Raw genomic sequence first — 22,013 nt, 5'->3', positions numbered from 1 at the left:
CATCCTTCGGGGGTGCGCATCCCGACCGCGGCGGTCCTGCCGGCCGCCGCCCTCTCCGCCGTGCTCTGCGGCGCCCCGGCGGGATCCGGGGCCACCGCGGACCGCGGCGTCCGGCCGGCCCCCGCCGCCCCGGCGGTGCGGGCGGCACCGGCCGCGGCGGCCGCGGGCTGCACCGGCTCCGTTCCGTTCGCCTCCGGCGAGGACGGCTACGCGGTGTTCCGCATCCCGGCCCTGGCGTGGACGCGGGGGGTGCTGGTGGCGTTCGCCGAGGGCCGCCGCGACGGCCCGGCCGACGACGGGGACATCGACGTGGTGGCGCGGCGCTCCCTCGACGGCGGCTGCAGCTGGGGGCCGCTGCGGGTGGTCGCGGACGACGGCCCGGACACCGTCGGCAACCCGGCGCCCGTGGTGGACCGGGGGACGGGGCGCGTCGTGCTGCTGACGACCCGCCAGCACGGCGGCCGCGCGGGCGCGCGCGACCGGCGGGTGTGGCTGCAGTCGAGCCCCGACGGCGGCGCCTCCTGGACGGAGCCGGTGGAGATCACCGCCGACGTGAAGCGGCCCGGCTGGCGCTGGTACGCGACGGGCCCCGGCCACGGCGTGGAGCTGCGCTCCGGCCGCATGGCGGTCGCGGCCGACCACACCGACGGCGGCAGCCTGCACGGCGCACACCTGCTGCTCAGCGACGACGGCGGGCGCCACTGGCGGATCGGCGCGGTCGACGACCACGACGACGGGGAGCTGAACCCGGACGAGACGGCCGTCGCCGAACTCCCCGACGGCAGCCTCTACCTCAACACCCGCGACCAGTACGGGCGGACCCCGGCGACCCGGGCCTTCGCCCGCAGCGAGGACGGCGGGGAGTCGTTCACGGCGCCCTTCCGGCCGCTGCCGGGGCTCGCGGCGCCGGTGGTGCAGGGGTCGCTGCTCCAGGTGCGCGGCGCGCCCTGCCTGCCCCTGCTCCTCGCGGCGCCGGACGACCCGGCCCGGCGGCGCGGCATGGCCGTGCGGCGCAGCACCGACGGCGGCATCGGCTGGACCACGGAGGCCCGGCTCACGGACGGCCCGGCGGCGTACTCGGACCTGGCCGAGGTGGCGCCGGGGGTCGTGGGGGTGCTGTACGAGACGGGCGGCGGCGGCCCGTACGAGCGGATCGCCTTCCGGCTGGTCCCGGTGGGCTGCGGAGCGGGGTGGTGAGCGGCCGGGTCCTCCCCGGCCGGGCCGGCGGCGGGCGGCTCAGCGGCGCGGCAGGCGGACCACCTGGACGAAGAACTCGTCGATCTGCCGGACGGCGGCGATGAACTGGTCCAGGTCGACCGGCTTGGTGACGTAGGCGTTGGCGTGCAGCTTGTAGCTGCGCAGGATGTCCTCCTCGGCGGCGGAGGTGGTGAGCACCACGACCGGGATGAGCGCGAGGTCCGGGTCGGACTTGATGCGCTCCAGCACCTGCCGGCCGTCGTACTTGGGCAGGTTGAGGTCGAGCAGGATCAGGTCCGGCCGGGGGGCGTCGGTGTGGGCGCCCCGGCGGTAGAGGAAGTCGAGGGCCTCCTCGCCGTCCCGCACCACGTGCAGGGTGTTGCCGATCTTGTTGTCCTCGAACGCCTCCCGGGTCATCAGCTCGTCGCCCGGGTCGTCCTCGACCAGCAGGACCTCGATCGGGGCTGCGGGGGTGCTCATGCGGGGGCTCCTTCGGTGGAGGCGGCCTCGGCCTCGGCGTGAGCCTCGGTCTCGGTGCTGGAGGCGGTCGCGGGGCGGGAGGTGGCCTCGGCGGCGGGGGCGGCCTCGGCGGCGGCCGCGGGGCGGGGGACGGACGCGGCGGCGTCGGAGCCGGGGTCCGCGGCGTCCCCGTCCTCGGCGGTGCCCGCCTGCACGGCCGGCAGCGTGAAGTGGATGCTCGCACCCTCGGCGCGGTCGGTGTCCAGCCAGATCCGGCCGCCGTGGTGCTCGACGATCTTCTTGCAGAGGGCCAGGCCGATGCCGGTGCCGGTGTAGGCGTCGCGCCCGTGCAGCCGCTGGAAGATCACGAAGACCTTCTCCGCGAACTGCCCGGGGATGCCGATGCCGTTGTCGGTGACCGAGAAGTGCCAGCCCTCCTCCTCGTCCGGACGGGCCTCGATCCGGACCACGGGCGGCCGCGACGGGTCGCGGAACTTCACGGCGTTGCCGACCAGGTTCTGCCAGAGCATGGCGAGCAGCATGGGGTCGCCGGTGATCTCCGGGAGGGCGTCGGGCCGCTCGACCACGGCGCCGCTCTCCTCGACGGCGGCGGCGAGGTTGGCGAGCGCCTTGTCGAGGGTGCGGTCCAGCTCGACGGGGAGCCGGGCGTCGTTGAGCCGCCCCACGCGGGAGAAGGTGAGCAGGTCGTTGATGAGGACCTGCATGCGCTTGGCGCCGTCCACCGCGAAGCCGATGTACTGGGTGCCGCGCTCGTCCAGCTTGTCGCCGTAGCGCTTCTCCAGCAGCTGGCAGAAGGAGGCGACCTTCCGCAGCGGCTCCTGGAGGTCGTGCGAGGCGACGTAGGCGAACTGCTCCAGTTCGGCGTTGGAGCGGCGCAGCTCGACGGCCTGCGCGTCGAGGTCGGCGGCCTGCCGGGCGAGGGTCTCCCGCTTGGCCTGGGAGGACTCCAGCTCCTCCACGATGCGGTCGCGCATGGCCTCCACGTCGGCGGCGAGGAGCCGCAGGTCGGCGGGGCCGTCCTCGGTGATCCGGTGGCCGAACTGCCCGGCGGCCACCTTGCGGGAGTCGGCGCCCAGGGCCCGCAGCGGGCGTCCGACGATCATCTGGAGCAGCACCGCGAGGGCCGCGCAGGTGACCAGGAAGCCGCCGACCATGGCGCCGAGGACCCCGTCGCGCATGGTGCGGATGCGCTTGAGCTCGGCGCGGGCGCGGTCCCGCTCCCGGACCAGGTGGCGGTCCTGGTCGGTGAAGGCCGTACGCACCTGGTCGAAGGACCGCTTGCTCCGGTCCAGCAGGGCGCTGTCGTCGCCGGGCCGCTCGCCCGCGCGGGTCCTGTCGATCAGCGGCTCGGCGAAGTCGCGGCGCCAGGAGACGGCCGCCTGCTCGACCCGGTCCAGGTCGGCGGCGGCCGCGGGGCTGCCGGCGGTCATCGTGCGCAGCAGGCGTCCGGCCTCGGCGGCCTCGGCCAGGCCGCGGGTGTACGGCTCCAGGAAGCGCGGGTCGCGGCTGATGACGTAGCCCCGCACGCCGGTCTCCTGGTCGGCCAGGGCCGCCTGCAGGCGGTAGGCCTGGGTGCGGGAGGGCAGCACCTCGCCCTGGAGGTGGTCGGAGACGTCGGCGGTGCGGGACAGGAGCTGGGAGCCGACCACGGCGGCGACCACGACCAGCACGCCCATCAGGGCCAGGACGAGGTTGAACCAGCCCTGCACGGTCAGCCGGCCGGTCAGGGTGCGGCGGGAGGCGGACGGGGCGGGGCTCATGAGTCGGTCTGCTTCCATCCGAGGTGGACGAGGGCGACGTCGTCGGCCAGGCCGCCGTGTCCGGCGGCCGCGGCCTCGGCGTCGCTGATGAGGGTGTCGACGAACAGGTCGGACGCCAGGCCGGCGGCCTTGCGGGCCAGCGCCAGCAGGCCCCGCTCGCCCAGCCGCTCGCGGCCGCGGCCGGTGTGCCCCTCGAAGAGGCCGTCCGTGAAGAGCGCCAGCCCGGCGCCGGGCGGCAGGGGAAGCTCCTCCTGCGGCCAGTGTGCCAGGCCGGGCAGGAGGCCGAGGGCGGGTCCGCCGGGCGGCTCCACCCACTCCACGGCGCCGCCGACGCGCTGCAGCATGCCCGGGTGGCCGGCGCGCACCACCCGCACCCGGCGGCGGTCGGGGGTGAAGGAGAGGCTGGTCAGGGTCGCGAAGAGCTGCTCGCCGTCGCGCTCGGCCACCAGGATCTGCTCCAGCAGCTCCATGAGGGTCGACCCGGAGCTGCCGGCCAGGACGAAGGAGCGCCACGCCACCCGGAGGCAGACGCCGAGGGCGGCCTCCGCCGGTCCGTGGCCGGAGACGTCGCCGACGACGGCGTGCACCGTGCCGTCGGCGGTCTCCACCACGTCGTAGAAGTCGCCGCCGAGCAGCGCCTGGGCGCGGCCGGGGCGGTAGCGGGACACGACCTCGAAGCCGTCGCCGCGCAGCAGCGGCACCGGCAGCAGGCCGCGCTCCAGGCGGGAGTTCTCCTGCGCGCGCACCCGCTCCACCTGGAGGGCGGCGGCGGCCTGCTCGACCTGCTTGCGCTGGGCGGCGTAGCGGACGGCGCGGCCGAAGAGCTGCGGCTCCAGCTGTCCCTTGACCAGGTAGTCCTGGGCGCCGGCGGCGACCGCCGCGAGGCCGGAGGCCTCCTCGGCGAGCCCGGTGAGGACGACCACGGCGGCACCGGGGGCGGCCGCGAGGAGCTGGGTGACCGCGTCCAGGCCGTGGGCGTCGGGCAGGTGCAGGTCCAGCAGGATGCAGCCGGGGACGCCCTGCTCGGCCAGGACGCGGCGGGCGTCCGCGAGGGAGCGGGCCCAGGAGAGGGCGGCGGAGATGCCGCTGTCGGCGAGCAGCTCCTCGACGAGGAGGGCGTCGCCCGGGTCGTCCTCCACCAGCAGCAGCGCGACCGGGTCCCCCGGCCACGCGGAGCGGGACGCCTCCAGCGTCCCGCTCAGCACCGCGTCCGCGTTCCTGCGCGGCGCCGGCACCCCTTCCAGGGCCTCAGCCATCCTCGTCCCTTCGACCACCCGCCTGCGCGCACGGCGACACCGGGCAGCACACAACCAGGGGAAGGGTACTTGCCCGAGGGCACGTACAGGCGGTTTCACCGGCCGCAACAGCGGCGGGGAGCGGGCCGGTGGCGCTCCGGAACAGGAGCCTCACCCCTTTTGACCTGCTTTGTTGCATTTCCCTACGCCATCCTTACAGCCCCGGGGGGATGCTCGTCACAACCCCTTCGGGGAGCCCCACCGGGGGGCGGCAGCCCACCCCTCGCGATCGGAGACAGCGATGACCTTCGTGCCCTACGTCGAAGCCCTCGCCTTCTGGGGCAGGGCCGTCCAGAACGGCTCCGCCCCCCGCGACTACGCCATCGGTGTCCTGCTCGACCACCCCCTGATCACGGACCACTCCGCCGGCACCCCGGAGCAGAAGGCGGACCTGGTCGCCGGCGACCTCGACGCCTGGGAGGACCGGGTCGTGGAGATGCTCTGGGACCCGGAGGCCGACGTCGACGAGGGCCTGCGCCGCTCGCAGGGGCTGCCGGCCCGGCCCGAGCGCCCGCAGCGCACCTCCGGGTAGGACCGCGGCGGCCGCGACGGCAACGGGCCGGGCGGGCCGGAACGGATCGGGCCCGGACAGGACGGGCCGGAGCAGGACGAGCCGGTCCTGGCCCGGACAGGTCGGGCCCGGACAGGACGGGACCGGACAGGTCGGGACCGGACAGGTCGGGACGAGACAGGACAGGACGAGACAGGACAGGACGGCGGGACCCGGGGCGGCGCCCCGGGTCCCGCGCCGTCCGCGCGGCGTGTCACCGCGACGCGGCCCCGGCCGCCGCGCCACCGTTGCGGTATGCCCGTTTCGATCGCCCTCTTCACCTCCGACCTGCGCGTCCACGACCAGCCGGTGCTGCGTGCCGCGCTCGACGACGCGGACCGGGTGGTGCCGCTGTTCGTCCTGGACGACGCCGTCCTCGCCTCCGGCTTCACCGCCCCCAACCGCGCGGCCTTCCTCGCCGACTCCCTGGAGGACCTCGACGCCTCCCTGCGGGACCTCGGCGGCCGGCTGGTGGTCCGGCGCGGCGACCCGGCCCGGGTGGCGGCGGAGCTGGCCGCGGAGACCGGGGCGGACACCGTGCACGTCGCATCCGGGGTCAGCCGCCACGCCCAGCGGCGCGAGGACCGCCTGCGGGAGGCGCTCGGCGGCCGGCTGCGGGTCCACGACGCGGTGGTGACCGTCGTCGCCCCCGGCGCCGCGGTGCCCGCGGGCAAGGACCACTTCGCGGTCTTCACCCCCTACCTGCGGCGCTGGGAGGCCGCGGCCCGGCGCGAGGTCCTGGACCCGCCGCACCGGGCGGCGGTCCCGGAGGGGGTCCGCGGCGAGTCCCTGGCCGACGTCCGCGCCGCCCTGGCGAAGGCCGGCGGCGGGGAGCCCTCCCCGGGCCTGCCGCGCGGCGGGGAGACCGAGGCCCGCCGCCGCTGGGACGCGTGGGTGTCGGGCCCGGTGGCGGCCTACGAGGACCGGCGCGACGAGCTGGCGGGCGACGCCACCTCGCGGCTCAGCCCCTACCTGCACTTCGGCTGCCTGTCGGCGACCGAGGCGGTACGGGGCGCGGGTGCGGAGGGGAGCGTCGGCGCGGAGTCGTTCGTGCGGCAGCTGGCCTGGCGCGACTTCCACCACCAGGTGCTGGCGGCCCGCCCCGGAGCCGCGTCCGCCGACTACCGGCCGCGCGGCGACGCGTGGGAGGCGGACGCGCGGGAGGTGGCGGCCTGGCGGGAGGGCCGCACCGGCTTCCCGGTGGTCGACGCGGGCATGCGGCAGCTCGCCCACGAGGGCTGGATGCACAACCGGGCCCGGCTGCTGACCGCGAGCTTCCTCACCAAGACCCTGTACGCGGACTGGCGGCTCGGCGCCGCGCACTTCCTGCACCTGCTGGTCGACGGGGACATGGCCAACAACCAGCTCAACTGGCAGTGGGTGGCCGGCACCGGTACCGACACCCGGCCCAACCGGGTCCTCAACCCGCTGGTGCAGGCCAAGCGCTTCGACCCGCGGGGGGACTACGTCCGCCGCTGGGTGCCGGAGCTGGCGGGCGTGGAGGGGGCTGCGGTGCACGAGCCGTGGCGGCTGCCGCGCTCCCGGCGGGAGCAACTGGGCTATCCGGCGCCGGTCGTGGACCCGGGGGCGGTCGGGGAGCGCTTCCGGCGCGGGCGGGGCCTGGAGCCGTAGGAGGGCCGCTCCGGGACGGGCCGCGGCCCGGGCCGTACGGCGGGGCGGGCCGGGTGCGGAACCCCCGGCCCGCCCCGGCGGCCCGGCGGCGGCGGCCCGCCCCGGGCCGCCGCACCCGGCACCGCCGCGCCCGGGGCGTTAAGGTCGCGTCAAGATGCGGGGCCGCGGTGCACACCGCCGCACGCGCCGGGGATGCCCGCCCCACCGGCCCGTTGGCCCGCGCCCGGCGCCGGGACGGCACCCGCGCGCTCCCCGTCTGCGGTGACGGTTTCTCGTACGCTCGCCTGGCCGTCCACCCGGGCGGTCATATCGTCAGCCGGTACGACAGGAGTCCATGGTGTCCACCACCGTCCCCTCGCAGCAGGGCCGGACAGCCGGGGGCCGCTTCCGCGCCTGGCTGCTGGAGGGGCTGTCCGACCGGGCCGGGCAGCAGTCCGGCCCGCACGCCGCGCCGCAGGCCGGGCACGCCGGGCAGCGCTGGTGGCGGGTCATGTGCCTCACCGGCCTGGACTACTTCTCCACCCTGGGCTACCAGCCCGGCATCGCCGCCCTGGCGGCCGGCCTGCTCTCCCCGCTGGCCACGGTGGTCCTGGTCGTGGTGACGCTCTGCGGCGCACTGCCGGTGTACCGGCGGGTGGCGCACGAGAGCCCGCACGGCGAGGGCTCGATCGCGATGCTGGAGCGGCTGCTCTCCTTCTGGCAGGGCAAGCTGTTCGTCCTGGCCCTCCTGGGCTTCGCGGCGACCGACTTCCTCATCACCATCACCCTCTCGGCCGCCGACGCCACCGCCCACCTGGTGGAGAACCCGCACCTGACCAGCACCTTCCAGGGCCACGAGGTCGTCATCACCCTGGTGCTGGTGGCGCTGCTCGGCGCCGTCTTCCTCAAGGGCTTCACCGAGGCGATCGGCGTCGCCGTCGTCCTGGTCGGCGTCTACCTGGCGCTGAACGTGGTGGTCGTCGCGGTCGGCCTGTGGCACGTCGGCGGGTCGCCGCACCTGGTCACCGACTGGTCGCACGCGCTCACCGCCCAGCACGGCAACCCGGTCGCCATGGTCGGGGTCGCCCTGCTGGTCTTCCCCAAGCTGGCGCTGGGCCTGTCCGGCTTCGAGACCGGCGTGGCCGTCATGCCCCACATCGAGGGGGCGCCCGATGACACCGAGGAGCGCCCGACCGGCCGGATCCAGGGCGCGCGCAAGCTGCTGACCACGGCCGCGGTCATCATGAGCTGCTTCCTGATCACCAGCAGCATCATCACCACCCTGCTCATCCCGCAGAAGGAGTTCCAGCCGGGCGGGGCGGCGAACGGGCGCGCCCTCGCCTACCTGGCCCACGAGTACCTGGGCTCCGGGTTCGGCACGGTCTACGACGTCTCGACCATCGCCATCCTGTGGTTCGCCGGCGCCTCCGCCATGGCGGGCCTGCTCAACCTCATGCCCCGCTACCTCCCCCGCTACGGCATGGCCCCGCACTGGGCGCGGGCGGTGCGCCCGATGGTGATGGTCTTCACCCTCATCGCCTTCCTGGTCACCTGGCTCTTCAAGGCCGACGTGGACGCCCAGGGCGGCGCGTACGCCACCGGCGTGCTGGTGCTCATCACCTCCGCCGCGATCGCGGTGACCATCGCGGCGCGGCGCGCCCGCCAGCGCGGCTGGACGGCCGCCTTCGGCGCGATCTCGCTGGTCTTCCTGTACACGACCGGCGCCAACGTGGTGGAGCGGCCCGACGGCGTCAAGATCGGCGCCTGCTTCATCGCGGGCATCATCCTGGTGTCGCTGCTCTCCCGGCTCTCCCGCGCCTTCGAGCTGCGGGTCACCGGCCTGCAGCTGGACGCGATGGCGGAGCGGTTCGTGCGCGACGCCGCCCACCGCCGCATCCGGTTCGTCGCCAACGAGGCCGGGGTGCGCGACGCGGCCGAGTACCGGGACAAGCTGCGGCAGGTGCGTGCCGACAACGACATCCCGGCCGAGGACGACCTGGTCCTCGTCGAGGTCACCGTCCGCGACCCCTCCGACTTCGAGACCGAGGTGCGGGTGCACGGCGAGGTGCTGCACGGGAAGTACCGGGTGCTCACCCTGGAGGGCGCCGCGATCCCCAACGCCATCGCCGCGCTCCTGCTGCACGTGCGGGACGTCACCGGGGTGATCCCGCACGTCTACTTCGAGTGGACCGAGGGCGGCCCCGTCGGCCAGTTCCTGCGGTTCCTCCTCTTCGGGCAGGGCGAGGTCGCCCCGGTCACCCGCGAGGTGCTCCGCGAGGCCGAGCCCGACCGGGCCCGCCGCCCCCGCGTCCACGTGGGCTGATCCCCGCGGATCCCCCGCCCGGGCTGCGGTGGGCCGCCCCGCTCAGCCGCGCACCCGGACCCTCCCCCGGGCGGCGGTCCCCCCGGGGGAGGACGGCAGGTGCACGACGGCGGCCCGGACGCGGCGGCGGGGCAGCGAGCCCGGCAGGGAGGCCAGCAGCGCGGCCGCCGCCGGCACGGCCAGGCGGGGCAGCTCGACCCCCGGGCCGGCCCAGCCCAGGCCGCCGTACCGGTGGGCGACGAAGCCGTCGTGGAGCAGCCAGCAGGCGACGGCGACCACCGGGGCCGCCCAGGGCCGGGAGAAGGCCCCCACGGCGGCGGCCACGCCGGCGAGGAGGGCCAGGGACAGCCAGGAGGCCCGGTCCTGGCCGGCGGCGGCGAGGACGAGGCACAGCGCGGCCGCGCCGACGGCGGCCGCGGCGCCGGAGACGGGCACGGTCAGCCGGCCCGCGGCCGGCCGCAGGCGCCGCCCGCCCGGCCGGGCCTGGTACAGGGGACCCCTGAGGACGGACACGGCCGCCTCCCTCGCTCGTCGGACCTTCTGCCGGGCGCCGCGTCCGGTCCGGACCCGTCCGGAGCGCACGCGGCGCGCACCTCCAGACCACCACCCGCGGGCGCGGGCGGCAGGGCCCGTTGACGCGCCCCGAGCGGCGGGGGCCCGGATCCTGACGCGTCCTTGACGCCCGGCCCGGGGCCGGGGCGCCTCACCCGCGCGACGGCCGGCCGGCCCCCGCCACCGGTCCGTCCGGGGGAAGGCGCAGTCGGCGGACGCTGCGGCGGTGCAGCGCCTCCAGGTCGCGCCGGAGCGGGGACGGGGGCACGGCCAGCACCGGGCAGGAGGCGTGCGTCAGGCAGTACCGGGCCGGGGAGGGGCGCAGGGCCCGCGCCGGCACACCGCGCGGACCGGTGCCGACGACCAGCAGGTCGGTGTCGCGGTCCGCAGTGCGCACCAGGACCTCGCCGGCGCGGCCGCGCACGGCCCAGGAGAGCACCCGCACCCCGGGGTCGGCGCCGCCGAGCGCGGCGTCCAGCGCGGCGCGCAGCCGCTCACGGGCCAGCCGGCGGCACTCGCCGAGCAGCGGCGGGCACGGGAAGCGGCGGTAGCCGAACTCCCCGCCGGGGGGCTCCCAGGCCAGGACCGCCAGGACCTCGGCGCCGGTGCGCCGGGCCTCGCCCACCGCCCGGTGCAGCGCCGCCAGGCTGCCCAGGGAACCGCTGACCCCGACCACGACGCGTCGACCGCCGCCCTCGTCCACCGCGCACCGCTCCTGTCCTCGTCGTCCTCCGCCCGCAGCCCCCGCGCGTGCGGCCGGGGTGCGGGCGGGCCGTGCCCCGTGGCGGGGCCGTACGGCGGGACGGCCCGGCGGGCCGCCCCCTGCCATGCAACCGGGTCCGCAGCCAGGCCCCGGCCGCCCTTGACGCCGTCCTGACGAGGGGCGGCCGCCTCCTGACGGGACCCTGATCCGGCACCACGCCGCACCGCGCCATGCCGCACCACGCCGCACCGCGCCGCGCCGCGCCGCCGGACCCGGGAGGAGCGGCCCCCGGGAGGAGCGGCCCCCGGGAGGAGCGGCCCCGGGACCGGGCCGCCGGGCGTGCGGCGTCAGGAAGGCGTCAAGGCCCGCGAAGGGGCCGTATGGGCGGCGTCAAGGCGGGCCGCCGCTCCCCTGAGCAGGCTGTTTCCTGCTCCGTGGCCGGTCGTGCACCGGCACCGGGCCGCGCCCGGTCCCCCACCCCCCGAAAACCCCGGGTGATCCCATGCTCGACGTCGTCCTCATCGGCGTCACGGTCGTCGTCTTCGCCGTCCTCGCCCTGATCGCGCGGGGGGTGGAGCGCCTGTGAGCGCCCCGTCCCCCTGCATGTGCCAACCGTCCGCCGACCGTGCCGGAGTGAAGCGATGAGTGTCGAGAACGTCGTCGGTCTGGTCGTCGCCGTCGTGCTGGTCGGCTACCTGGTGCTGGCCCTGATCCACCCGGAGAAGTTCTGATGAGCCCCACCCTGGCCGGCTGGCTCCAGGCGAGCGTCCTGGTGGGCGCGCTGGCCGCCTGCTACCGCCCGCTGGGCGACTGGATCGCGCACCTGTTCACCTCGCCCCGGCACCTGCGGGCCGAGCGCGCCCTGTACCGGCTGACCGGCGTGGACGGCGACGCCGACCAGCGCTGGCCGGTGTACCTGCGCAGCGTCCTCGCCTTCTCGGCGGTCTCGGTCGTCTTCCTCTACGTCTTCCAGCGGGTGCAGGACCACCTGCTGCTCAGCCTCGGCCTCCCCGCCGTCACAGCGGACACGGCGTTCAACACGGCCGCCTCCTTCGTGACCAACACCAACTGGCAGTCGTACTCGGGCGAGTCGACCATGGGCCACCTGGTGCAGATGGCCGGCCTGGCGGTGCAGAACTTCGTCTCCGCCGCGGTGGGCATCTCCGTCGTGGCCGCCCTGATCCGGGGCTTCACCCGCAGCCGCACCGACCGGGTCGGCAACTTCTGGGTGGACCTCACCCGGGTCGTGCTGCGCCTGCTGCTGCCGCCGGCGGTCGTCCTCGGCCTGGTCCTCGTGGCCGCGGGCGCGGTCCAGAACCTCCACGGCCTCACCGACGTGCACACCCTCGTCGGCGGCAGCCAGTCGATCACCGGCGGGCCGGTGGCCTCGCAGGAGGTCATCAAGGAGCTGGGCACCAACGGCGGCGGCTTCTACAACGCCAACTCCTCCCACCCCTTCGAGAACCCCGACGGCTTCACCAACCTGCTGGAGGTCTTCCTCCTCCTGCTGATCCCGGTGGCGCTGCCGCGCACCTTCGGCCGGATGGTCGGGGACCACCGCCAGGGCTACGCGATCCTCTCCGTGATGGCGGTCCTCTGGGTCGCCTCCGTGGCGCTGGTCACCTTCTTCGAGGCGCAGCACCACGGCGCGGCCGCCCAGGCGGCGGGCGCGGCCGCGGAGGGCAAGGAGCAGCGGTTCGGCATCGCGGCCTCGGCGCTGTTCGCGGCGTCCACGACGCTCACCTCCACCGGCGCGGTGAACTCCTTCCACGACTCGTACACGCCCTTCGGCGGCGGCGTGACGATCCTCAACATGATGCTGGGCGAGATCGCGCCCGGCGGCGTGGGCTCCGGCCTGTACGGCATGCTGGTCCTCGCGGTCGTGGCGGTCTTCGTGGCCGGCCTGATGGTGGGACGCACCCCCGAGTACCTGGGCAAGAAGCTCGGCGCCCGGGAGATGAAGTTCGCCTCGCTGTACATCCTCACCACCCCCGCGGTCGTGCTGGTCGGCACCGGCCTGGCGATGGCGCTGCCGGGCGAGCGGGCGGACATGCTCAACAGCGGGCCGCACGGCTTCTCCGAGGTGCTGTACGCCTTCACCTCGGCGGCCAACAACAACGGCTCCGCCTTCGCGGGCCTCACGGTCAGCACCCCCTGGTGGAACACCGCGCTCGGCCTGGCCATGCTCGTCGGCCGCTTCCTGCCGATGGTGTTCGTCCTGGCGCTCGCCGGCTCCCTGGCGCGCCAGCAGCCCGTCCCGGCCACCGAGGGCACCCTGCCCACCCACAAGCCCCTGTTCGTGGGCCTGCTGACCGGCGTCGTCCTGATCGTCGTGGGCCTCACCTACTTCCCGGCGCTCGCGCTGGGGCCGATCGCGGAAGGTCTGTGAGCCATGCCGTCCCCCACCCCCACCGAGACGGGCCCCGCCGCCACCCCCGCACCGGTGCGGCAGCCGGGCGGGTCCCCCGGCCCGGACGCCGGCCCGCACCGGGTCTCCGGCGGCCTGCTGGAGCCCGGACAGCTCCTCGCCGCCCTCCCCGGCGCCCTGCGCAAGCTCGACCCCCGGGTCATGGTGAAGAACCCGGTGATGTTCGTCGTCGAGGTCGGGTCGGTGCTCACCACCGGCTCGGCGGTCGCCGACCCGAGCGTCTTCTCCTGGTCGATCACCGCCTGGCTCTGGCTCACCGTGGTCTTCGCCAACCTGGCCGAGGCCGTGGCCGAGGGCCGCGGCAAGGCCCAGGCCGACACCCTGCGCCGCACCCGGACCGACACCACCGCCCGCCGCCTCGTCGACTGGGCCCCGGGCCGCACCGCCGCCGCCGAGGAGGAGGTGTCCGCCACCGCGCTGCGGCTCGGCGACACGGTGGTCGTCGAGGCCGGTCAGACCATCCCCGGCGACGGCGACGTCGTCGAGGGCGTGGCCAGCGTCGACGAGTCCGCCATCACCGGCGAGTCCGCACCGGTCATCCGCGAGTCCGGCGGCGACCGCTCGGCCGTCACCGGCGGTACGAAGGTGCTCTCCGACCGGATCGTCGTGCGGATCACCTCCGAGCCGGGCAAGACCTTCGTCGACCGGATGATCGCCCTCGTCGAGGGCGCGGCCCGGCAGAAGACCCCCAACGAGATCGCCCTCAACATCCTGCTGGCGTCCCTCACCGTCGTCTTCCTGCTGGCGGTCGTCACCCTGCAGCCCATGGCGGCCTACGCGGGCGCCCCGCAGACGCTGGTCGTCCTGACCGCGCTGACCGTGGCGCTCATCCCGACCACCATCGGCGCGCTGCTCTCCGCGATCGGCATCGCCGGCATGGACCGCCTGGTGCAGCGCAACGTGCTCGCCATGTCGGGCCGCGCCGTGGAGGCCGCGGGCGACGTCAACACCCTGCTGCTGGACAAGACCGGCACCATCACCCTCGGCAACCGGCAGGCGGCCGAGTTCCTCCCGGCCGCGGGCACCGCCACCGGCGAGCTGGCGGACGCCGCCCAGCTCTCCTCGCTCGCCGACGAGACCCCCGAGGGCCGCTCCGTCGTCGTGCTCGCCAAGGAGACGTACGGGCTGCGGGCCCGTCAGCAGGGCGAGCTCGGCCACGCCGTGTGGGTGCCCTTCACCGCGCAGACCCGCATGTCCGGCGTCGACCTGGACGAGGACGGGACGGTGCGCAGCGTCCGCAAGGGCGCCGCCGGGGCGGTCTCCGCATGGGTGTCCGGCAACGGCGGCACGGTCGGTGCGGACGTCGGGGAGCTGGTGGAGCGGATCTCCGCCTCCGGCGGCACCCCGCTGGTCGTCGCCTCCCGCGAGGGGGACGCCGCGCCGCGCGTGCTGGGCGTCATCCACCTCAAGGACGTGGTCAAGCACGGCATCCGGGAGCGCTTCGAGGAGCTGCGCCGGATGGGCATCCGCACCGTGATGATCACGGGTGACAACCCGCTGACGGCACGGGCCATCGCCGAGGAGGCGGGCGTCGACGACTTCCTCGCCGAGGCCACCCCCGAGGACAAGATGGCCCTGATCAAGCAGGAGCAGGCCGGGGGCAAGCTGGTCGCCATGACCGGCGACGGCACCAACGACGCCCCGGCGCTGGCCCAGGCCGACGTGGGCGTGGCCATGAACACCGGCACCATGGCGGCCAAGGAGGCCGGCAACATGGTGGACCTGGACTCCAACCCCACCAAGCTGATCGAGATCGTCGAGATCGGCAAGCAGCTGCTGATCACCCGCGGCGCGCTGACCACCTTCTCCATCGCCAACGACGTCGCGAAGTACTTCGCGATCATCCCCGCGATGTTCGCCGCGGTCCATCCGGGCCTGGACCGGCTCAACGTCATGCAGCTGCACAGCCCGCAGTCGGCGATCACCTCGGCGATCGTCTTCAACGCCCTGATCATCGTGGTGCTGATCCCGCTGGCGCTGCGCGGCGTGCGCTACCGGCCGTCCTCGGCGGCCTCCCTGCTCCGCCGCAACCTGTGGGTCTACGGACTCGGCGGGCTCGTCCTGCCGTTCGCCGGCATCAAGCTCATCGACCTCGTCGTCCAGTTCGTCCCCGGGCTCCGCTGACCCGAGGCCCGAAGAGATCCGGGGCCCGGAGAGGTCCGGGCCCCGGAGGGAACGGAAGAAGCCACCATGGCAACCCCCCTCCCCGCAGCACTCCGCACGCACCTGACGGCGCTGCGCATGCTGCTCGTCATGACCGTCCTCCTCGGCCTCGCCTACCCGCTGCTGCTCACCGGCGTCGGCCAGGCCGCCTTCCCCCGGCAGGCGAACGGCTCCCTGGTGGAGTCGCACGGGAAGGTCGTCGGCTCCAGCCTGATCGGCCAGAGCTTCGACCTGCCGAAGAAGGACCCGGGCGACGCCGACGAGCCGGCGCGGCCGGACCCCCGCTGGTTCCAGCCCCGCCCCTCCGCGGGCGGCTACGACCCGACCGCCACCGGCGCCTCCAACCTCGGCCCGAACGACGAGGACCTGGTCAGGGCCGTCAGGGAGCGCCGGGCCGCCGTCGCCGCCTTCGACGGCGTCGCGCCCTCGCAGGTCCCCGCCGACGCGGTGACCGCCTCCGGCTCCGGCCTCGACCCGCACATCTCCCCCGCCTACGCCCGGGAGCAGGTCGCCCGGGTCGCGCGGGTGCGGGGGCTGGACCGGGCCGCCGTCGCCGCCCTGGTCGAGCGGCACGTCCAGGGGCCGGTCGCCGGCTTCCTCGGCCAGGAGCGCGTCAACGTCCTGGAGCTCAACCGGGCGCTCGACGCCCTGAGGTGACGCACGGCCGGCACATGCCGTGACCACCGGCCGGCCCGGCCGCGCGGGGGACGCCCCCGCCGGCGGGCCGGCCGCACCCCGTGGGACGACCCCGCCCCACGGACCGGTCCCGCCCCACGGACCGCCCCCGCCCACGGAGGAGGAGCGCGACGGTGACGCACGACCAGGACCCGTCCCCCGGCAGCCGCCGGCCCGGCCGCCTGCGGGTGTACCTGGGGGCCGCCCCCGGGGTCGGCAAGACCTACCGCATGCTGGACGAGGCCCGCCGCCGCGCCGACCGCGGCACCGACGTCGTCGTCGCCTACGTGGAGTGCCACGGCCGGGCCCGCACCGAGCGCATGCTGGAGGGCCTGGAGGTCGTGCCCCGGGCCGTCCGCACCCACCGCGGCGCGGAGTTCACCGAACTGGACACCGACGCGGTCCTCGCCCGGCGCCCCCGCGTCGCCCTGGTCGACGAGCTCGCCCACGCCAACGTCCCCGGCGGCCGCCACGCCAAGCGCTGGCAGGACGTCGAGGAGCTCCTCGCCGCCGGCATCGACGTGCTCACCACCGTCAACGTCCAGCACCTGGAATCCCTCAACGACGTCGTCGAGAAGATCACCGGGGTGCCGCAGCGCGAGACCGTCCCCGACGAGGTCGTCCGCCGCGCCGACCAGATCGAGCTGGTCGACATGGCCCCGGAGGCGCTGCGCCGCCGGATGGCCCACGGCAACGTCTACGCCGCCGAGAAGGTGGACGCCGCGCTCTCGAACTACTTCCGGGTCGGCAACCTCACCGCGCTGCGCGAGCTCGCCCTGCTGTGGGTGGCCGGCCGGGTCGACGAGGGCCTGCGCGACTACCGCGCCGCCCACGGCATAGGGAAGGTGTGGGAGACCCGCGAGCGGGTCGTGGTCGCCCTCACCGGCGGCCCCGAGGGCGCCACGCTGGTCCGCCGGGCCGCCCGCATCGCCGACCGCACGGCGGGCGGCGAGGTCATGGCCGTCCACGTCGCCCGCAGCGACGGCCTGGCCGGGGCCTCCCCCGCCGCCCTCGCCGGGCAGCGGCAGCTCGTGGAGTCCCTGGGCGGCACCTACCACGTGGTCGTCGGCGACGACGTGCCGACCGCGCTGCTGGACTTCGCCCGCGCCCAGGACGCCACGCAGCTGGTGCTCGGCACCAGCCGCCGGGGCCGCCTCACCCGCTTCCTCACCGGCCGCGGCATCGGCGAGACCACCGTCGACCTCTCCGCCGACATCGACGTCCACATGGTCACCCACGAGGAGGCGGGCCACGGCCGGCTGCCCCCGCTGGGCCGCCGCCACTCCCGGCCCCGCTCGGCGGCGGGCTTCGCCTCCGGGCTGGTGCTGCCCTGGCTGCTGACCCTGGTCCTCACCCACCTGCGCGAGGAGGTCAACCTCACCAGCGTCGCCCTGCTCTTCCAGCTCGCCGTGGTCGGGGTCGCCCTGCTCGGCGGCGTCGCCTCCGCGCTGCTCGCCTCGCTCACCGCCTCGCTGCTCCTGAACTACTCCTTCATCCCCCCGGTGGGCCGCTTCACCATCGCCGAGCCCAACAACGTCCTGGCGCTCGGCGTCTTCACCTGCGTGGCGCTCGCCGTGGCGGCGGTCGTGGACCGCGCGGCCCGCCAGACCGCGCGCGCCGCCCGCGCCACCGCCGAGGCCGAGACCCTCTCCGACCTGGCCGGGAGCGTCCTGCGGGGCGCCGACACCGTGCCCGCCCTCCTGGAGCGCTCCCGGGTCGCCTTCGGCATGGCGAGCGCCGCGCTGTTGCGCCGCGGCCCCGACGGCACCGGCGGGGCCGTCGCCCGCAGCGACGCCCCCGTCCCGGCCGCGCACCCGGCCCGGACGCCGGCGGCAGCGCAGGCTCCGGCACCGGCACCGGCACCGGCACCGGCCGGGGACGGCTCCGCGGCGGACGCGGCGGTCACCGAGGTCCCGGTCGGCGACGACGCCGTCCTCGTCCTCACCGGCCGCCGGCTGCCCGCCTCGGACCAGCGTGTCCTCGCCGCCTTCGCCGCCCACGCCGCGGCCGCCCTGGACCGCGAGCGCCTCGCCCGCGCCGCCGCCGAGGTCGAGCCCATCCGGGCCGCCGACCGCATGCGCACCGCCCTGCTGGCCGCCGTCAGCCATGACCTGCGGACCCCGCTGGCCGCCGCCCTCGCCTCCGTCGGCTCGCTGCGCAGCCCCGACGTGCACTTCCCGCCGGAGGACGAGGCCGAGCTGCTCGCCACCGCCGAGGACTCCCTCGCCAAGCTGGCGAGGCTGGTCGACAACCTCCTCGACATGAGCCGCCTCCAGGCCGGGGCCCTCACCCTGCACCTGGAGGCGACGGACCTGGGCGAGGCCCTCTCCCGGGCGGTGGACAGCCTGCCCGCCCCGCAGCCGGCGGTCGCGGGCGACGGGCTCGGCGCGGCCCCGCCCGTCCTCGCCGACCCGCCGCTCCTGGAGCGCATCCTCGCGAACCTCACCGCCAACGCCGCCCGCCACAACACCCCCGGCCGGCCGGTCACCGTCACTGCGGGCGCCCTCGGCGACCGCGTGGAACTGCGGGTCGTCGACCGGGGCCCCGGCATCCCGGCGGAGGACCGCGACCGGGTCTTCCAGCCCTTCCAGCGCCTGGGCGACACGGACAACACCACCGGCACCGGCCTGGGCCTCGCCCTCTCCCGCGGCCTCGCCGAGGCCATGGGCGGCTCCCTCGGCGTGGAGGACACCCCCGGCGGCGGCGCGACCCTCGTCCTCACCCTCCCCGCGGCGCCGTCCCCGTCGGGCGCCGCGCCCGCCGGCGGCGCGGCGCCCGGGGCCGGACCGACGGCTACGCCTCGAAGCGGTAGCCCATCCCGGGCTCGGTGATGAAGTGCCGGGGGCGGGACGGGTCGGCCTCCAGCTTGCGGCGCAGCTGGGCCATGTACACCCGCAGGTAGTTGGTCTCCGTGCGGTAGGCGGGCCCCCAGACCTCCTGGAGGAGCTGGGTCTGGGTGACCAGCCGGCCGCGGTTGCGGACCAGCACCTCCAGCAGGTGCCACTCGGTGGGGGTGAGGCGCACGTCGGCGTCGGCGCGCCGGACCTTCTTGGCGGCGAGGTCGACGGTGAACGCGTCGGTGGCCACGACGGCGCCCTCGCCGGTCCCGGCGGCGGGCTCGGCGCGGCGGACGGCGGCGCGCAGGCGGGCGAGGAGCTCGTCCATGCCGAAGGGCTTGGTGACGTAGTCGTCGGCGCCGGCGTCCAGGGCCTGGACCTTCTCGTCGGAGGCGTGGCGGGCGGAGAGGACGATGACGGGGACCCGGGTCCAGCCGCGCAGGCCGCGGATGACGTCGGCGCCGTCCATGTCGGGCAGGCCGAGATCGAGGAGGACCACGTCGGGGTGGCGGGCCGCGGCGAGCTTCAGGGCGCCCGTCCCGTCGGGGGCGGCGTCCACCTCGTAGCCGCGGGCCTTGAGGTTGATCACCAGGGCGCGGACGAGCTGGGGTTCGTCGTCCACCACGAGGACCCGGGTCATGGGGTGCGCTGCCTTTCGGTACGGGTCTGGATGCCGGTACGGGCCGGAATGCCGGTACGGGCCGGAATGCCGGTACGGGTCCGGACGCCGCCGGGGGGCGGCGCGGCCCGCGGCGGCCGGGGGCGGGTCCGGGGGCACGTCACGCGGCCTCCCCGGGGGAGGGCGGCATGCCCGCGGCGGCGCCGGCCGCCGCGGGCAGGGCGACCACCATGGTCATCCCGCCGCCGGGGGTGTCCTCGGCCGTCAGCCGCCCGCCCATGGCCTCCACGAAGCCGCGGGCCACCGCGAGGCCCAGGCCGACGCCGCTGCCGCGCGGGGCGTCCCCGTACCGCTGGAAGGGCTCGAAGATCCGGTCCTTGGCGTCGTCCGGCACCCCCGGCCCGCGGTCGGCGACCCGCAGCTCCACCCGGTCGCCGTCCGGCAGGCGCAGGGCGTCGGCGCGGACGACCACCGGGGTCCCGGGCGGGCTGTACTTGACGGCGTTCTCCACCACGTTGGCGACGGCCCGCTCCAGCAGGCCGGCGTCGGCGAGGACCATCGGCAGGTCCTCGCCGACCTCCAGGCGCACCGCGTCGACGGGGACGCCGCCCAGCGCCACCGGGACCACCTCGTCGAGGTCGACCTCGCGCAGCAGCGGGGCGACCGTGCCGGTCCGGAGGCGGCTCATGTCGAGGAGGTTGCCGATGAGGTGGTCGAGCCGGTCGGCGCCGTCCTCGATGCCGGCGAGCAGCTCGGCCTCGTCCTCGGGGCTCCACCGCACCTCCTGCGAGCGCAGCGAGGTGACGGCGGCCTTGATCCCGGCGAGGGGCGTGCGCAGGTCGTGGGAGACGGCGGCGAGCAGCGCGGTGCGGATGCGGTTGCCCTCGGCGAGGCGGCGGGCGCCGGCGGCCTGCTCGGCGAGGCGGCGGCGCTCCAGGAGGGCCACGGCCTGGGCGGCGTACGCGCCCAGCAGGCGGCGGTCGTCGGCGGGCAGGACCCGGCCGCCGAGCGCCAGCGAGAGGCGGTCGCCCACAGGGACCTCCGTCGCGGCGTCCTCGGGCCGCCCCGCGGGGTCGGGTCCGGCCGAGGCGGTGCGGCGCCAGGGGCCGCGGTCGCCGGTCCGCTCCAGCAGGGCGGCGGACTCGACCTGGAAGTCCTCCCGGACCCGCTGGAGCAGCGCCGCCAGGCTGTCCTCGCCGCGCAGGACGGCGCCCGCCAGGCGGCCCAGGGCCTCCGCCTCGGCGCGGCTGCGGGCGGCCTGCTGGGCGCGCCGCGCGGCGAGGTCGACGACGGAGGCGACGGCCGTGCCCACCCCGACGAAGACCAGCAGCGCCAGGAGGTTCTTCGGGTCGGAGACGGTGAGGGTGTGGGCGGGCGGGGTGAAGAACCAGTTGAGCAGCAGCGAGCTGAGGACGGCCGCGGCGATCGCCGGGAACACCCCGCCGGCGAGGGCGGCGCCGACGGTGAGGGTGAGGAAGAGCAGCAGGGCGGTGGGGAGGCCCGGGTCCCCGGTGACGCGGGTGAGCAGCAGGGTGAGCAGCAGCGGCCCGCCGCAGCCCAGGAGCCAGCCGGAGACGGCGCGGACGCGGCCGAGCTTGACCGGCAGCCGCCCGGGGAGGGCGGGGCGGCCGCGGGCGGCGTGCTCGTGGGTGACGATGTGGACGTCGATGTCGCCGGACTCCCGCGCGACGGTGGCGCCGACGCCGGGGCCGAGGAGGGACTGCAGGGTGCCGCGGCGGCTGGAGCCCAGCACGACCTGGGTGGCGTTGACGCCGCGGGCGAAGTCGAGCAGGGCGGTGGCGGTGTCGCCCCCGGCCACGGTGTGGAAGGTCCCGCCGAGGTCCTCCACCAGCTGCCGCTGGGCGGCCAGGTGCTCCGGCGGGGGGCCGGCGAGGCCGTCGGAGCGGCGGACGTGGACGGCGAGCAGTTCGCTGCCGGAGCCGCGGGCGGCGATCCGGGCGGCCCGGCGCAGCAGGGTGGCGCCCTCCGGTCCGCCGGTGAGCCCGACGACGATCCGCTCGCGGGCCGGCCAGGTCGCCTCGATGCCGTGCTCGGTGCGGTAGCGCTGGAGGTACTCGTCGACGCGGTCGGCGGTCCACAGCAGGGCGAGTTCGCGCAGCGCGGTGAGGTTGCCGGGCCGGAAGTAGTGGGAGAGGGCGGCGTCGACCCGGTCGGGGGCGTAGACGTTGCCGTGCGCGATGCGGCGGCGCAGCGCCTCCGGGGCCATGTCGACCAGTTCGATCTGGTCGGCGCGGCGGACCACCTCGTCGGGGACGGTCTCGCGCTGCCGGACGCCGGTGATGCCCTCGACGACGTCGCCGAGCGACTCCAGGTGCTGGACGTTGACGGTGGAGACCACGTCGATGCCGGCCGCGAGGAGCTCCTCGACGTCCTGCCAGCGCTTGGCGTGGCGGCCGCCGGGGGCGTTGGTGTGCGCGAGCTCGTCGACCAGGGCAACGCGGGGGCGCCGGGCCAGGACCGCGTCGAGGTCCATCTCGGTGAGGACGGTGCCCCGGTACTCCGTCCGGCGCCGCGGCACGACCTCCAGGCCCTCCAGCAGCTCGGCGGTGCGGGCCCGGCCGTGGTCCTCGGCGAAGCCGACGACGACGTCGGTGCCGCGGGAGGCGCGGCGGTGGGCCTCGGCGAGCATGGCGTAGGTCTTGCCCACCCCGGGGGCCGCCCCCAGGAGGATCCTCAACCTGCCGCGCGCCATGACCACCATTCTCCGCACGGGCGGCCCGCCCGCGCCCTCCGCGGTCCGGGGCCGCCCCGCCGAGCGTACGGCCGTCCGGGCGGCGGCCGGTCCGCGGGGCGGGGGCC

At 76.2% G+C, this 22,013-nt stretch carries 16 protein-coding genes; 9 read left to right on the top strand and 7 right to left on the bottom strand.

The features are described from left to right. The first annotated feature begins 12 nt into the window (after positions 1-12). Positions 13-1,197 carry an exo-alpha-sialidase gene (locus tag ACFY07_RS10760; RefSeq protein ID WP_390868335.1) on the top strand — a complete coding sequence of 395 codons (1,185 nt, stop codon included), beginning with the start codon at positions 13-15 and terminating at the stop codon, positions 1,195-1,197. Between the two features lie 39 nt (positions 1,198-1,236). Here the strand turns inward: ACFY07_RS10760 and ACFY07_RS10755 are convergent, their stop codons facing one another. The 3 genes from ACFY07_RS10755 to ACFY07_RS10745 are packed head-to-tail and all read right to left on the bottom strand — an operon-like array spanning position 1,237 to position 4,693. Further along, the gene (locus tag ACFY07_RS10755) at positions 1,237-1,677 is read right to left on the bottom strand and encodes a response regulator (RefSeq protein WP_230649683.1); all 441 of its coding nucleotides are present in this window, start codon (positions 1,675-1,677) and stop codon (positions 1,237-1,239) included. Then, positions 1,674-3,437 carry a CHASE3 domain-containing protein gene (locus tag ACFY07_RS10750; protein WP_390868334.1) on the bottom strand — a complete coding sequence of 588 codons (1,764 nt, stop codon included), beginning with the start codon at positions 3,435-3,437 and terminating at the stop codon, positions 1,674-1,676. The genes ACFY07_RS10755 and ACFY07_RS10750 overlap by 4 nt, the downstream gene beginning before the upstream one ends. Continuing rightward, positions 3,434-4,693 (bottom strand): PP2C family protein-serine/threonine phosphatase, encoded by a 1,260-nt coding sequence (locus ACFY07_RS10745; RefSeq protein ID WP_390868333.1) that lies wholly within the window; start codon positions 4,691-4,693, stop codon positions 3,434-3,436. Before ACFY07_RS10745 ends, ACFY07_RS10750 begins: the two co-directional genes overlap by 4 nt. Before the next feature lie 280 nt (positions 4,694-4,973). Here ACFY07_RS10745 and ACFY07_RS10740 point away from each other — a divergent pair, with 280 nt between their 5' ends. The 3 genes from ACFY07_RS10740 (at position 4,974) to ACFY07_RS10730 (ending at position 9,216) form a co-directional block, all read left to right on the top strand. Beyond that, on the top strand, positions 4,974-5,264 hold the full coding sequence (locus tag ACFY07_RS10740) for a hypothetical protein (RefSeq protein ID WP_390868332.1): 291 nt from the start codon (positions 4,974-4,976) through the stop codon (positions 5,262-5,264). 273 nt (positions 5,265-5,537) lie between these two features. Continuing rightward, entirely contained in the window at positions 5,538-6,914 is a 1,377-nt protein-coding gene (locus ACFY07_RS10735; RefSeq protein ID WP_390868331.1) for a cryptochrome/photolyase family protein, read from the top strand. Between the two features lie 334 nt (positions 6,915-7,248). After that, entirely contained in the window at positions 7,249-9,216 is a 1,968-nt protein-coding gene (locus ACFY07_RS10730) for an amino acid transporter (protein WP_390868330.1), read from the top strand. A 42-nt stretch (positions 9,217-9,258) separates the two neighbouring features. On the opposite strand, the gene ACFY07_RS10725 is transcribed toward ACFY07_RS10730, so the two are convergent. Both ACFY07_RS10725 and ACFY07_RS10720 read right to left on the bottom strand, forming a co-directional pair. Next, positions 9,259-9,729, bottom strand: a complete 471-nt coding sequence (locus ACFY07_RS10725; RefSeq protein WP_390868329.1) for a hypothetical protein — start codon at positions 9,727-9,729, stop codon at positions 9,259-9,261. 190 nt (positions 9,730-9,919) lie between these two features. Continuing rightward, a complete protein-coding gene (locus tag ACFY07_RS10720; RefSeq protein WP_390868328.1) occupies positions 9,920-10,471 on the bottom strand; it encodes a universal stress protein in 552 nt (183 codons plus the stop codon). Positions 10,472-11,112: 641 nt separating this feature from the next. Here ACFY07_RS10720 and kdpF point away from each other — a divergent pair. The 5 genes from kdpF (at position 11,113) to ACFY07_RS10695 (ending at position 18,568) form a co-directional block, all read left to right on the top strand. Continuing rightward, a complete protein-coding gene (gene kdpF / locus ACFY07_RS10715; protein WP_230649698.1) occupies positions 11,113-11,202 on the top strand; it encodes a K(+)-transporting ATPase subunit F in 90 nt (29 codons plus the stop codon). Further along, the gene (gene kdpA, locus ACFY07_RS10710) at positions 11,202-12,860 is read left to right on the top strand and encodes a potassium-transporting ATPase subunit KdpA (RefSeq protein ID WP_390868327.1); all 1,659 of its coding nucleotides are present in this window, start codon (positions 11,202-11,204) and stop codon (positions 12,858-12,860) included. Before kdpF ends, kdpA begins: the two co-directional genes overlap by 1 nt. A gap of 3 nt (positions 12,861-12,863) precedes the next feature. Beyond that, a complete protein-coding gene (gene kdpB, locus ACFY07_RS10705; protein WP_390868326.1) occupies positions 12,864-15,023 on the top strand; it encodes a potassium-transporting ATPase subunit KdpB in 2,160 nt (719 codons plus the stop codon). A gap of 66 nt (positions 15,024-15,089) precedes the next feature. Beyond that, positions 15,090-15,719, top strand: coding sequence for a potassium-transporting ATPase subunit KdpC (kdpC, locus tag ACFY07_RS10700; RefSeq protein WP_390868325.1), 630 nt, complete (start codon positions 15,090-15,092; stop codon positions 15,717-15,719). A gap of 152 nt (positions 15,720-15,871) precedes the next feature. Then, entirely contained in the window at positions 15,872-18,568 is a 2,697-nt protein-coding gene (locus ACFY07_RS10695) for an ATP-binding protein (RefSeq protein ID WP_390868324.1), read from the top strand. Here the strand turns inward: ACFY07_RS10695 and ACFY07_RS10690 are convergent. Further along, positions 18,531-19,214, bottom strand: a complete 684-nt coding sequence (locus ACFY07_RS10690; protein WP_390868323.1) for a response regulator — start codon at positions 19,212-19,214, stop codon at positions 18,531-18,533. The genes ACFY07_RS10695 and ACFY07_RS10690 overlap by 38 nt on opposite strands. Before the next feature lie 139 nt (positions 19,215-19,353). Then, on the bottom strand, positions 19,354-21,906 hold the full coding sequence (locus ACFY07_RS10685) for an ATP-binding protein (RefSeq protein ID WP_390868322.1): 2,553 nt from the start codon (positions 21,904-21,906) through the stop codon (positions 19,354-19,356). Positions 21,907-22,013: the final 107 nt, after the last annotated feature.

It is taken from the genome of Streptomyces sp. NPDC001380, from assembly GCF_042895785.1.
GTDB lineage: Bacteria > Actinomycetota > Actinomycetes > Streptomycetales > Streptomycetaceae > Peterkaempfera.
This window is presented reverse-complemented; position numbering and strand designations above follow the sequence as displayed.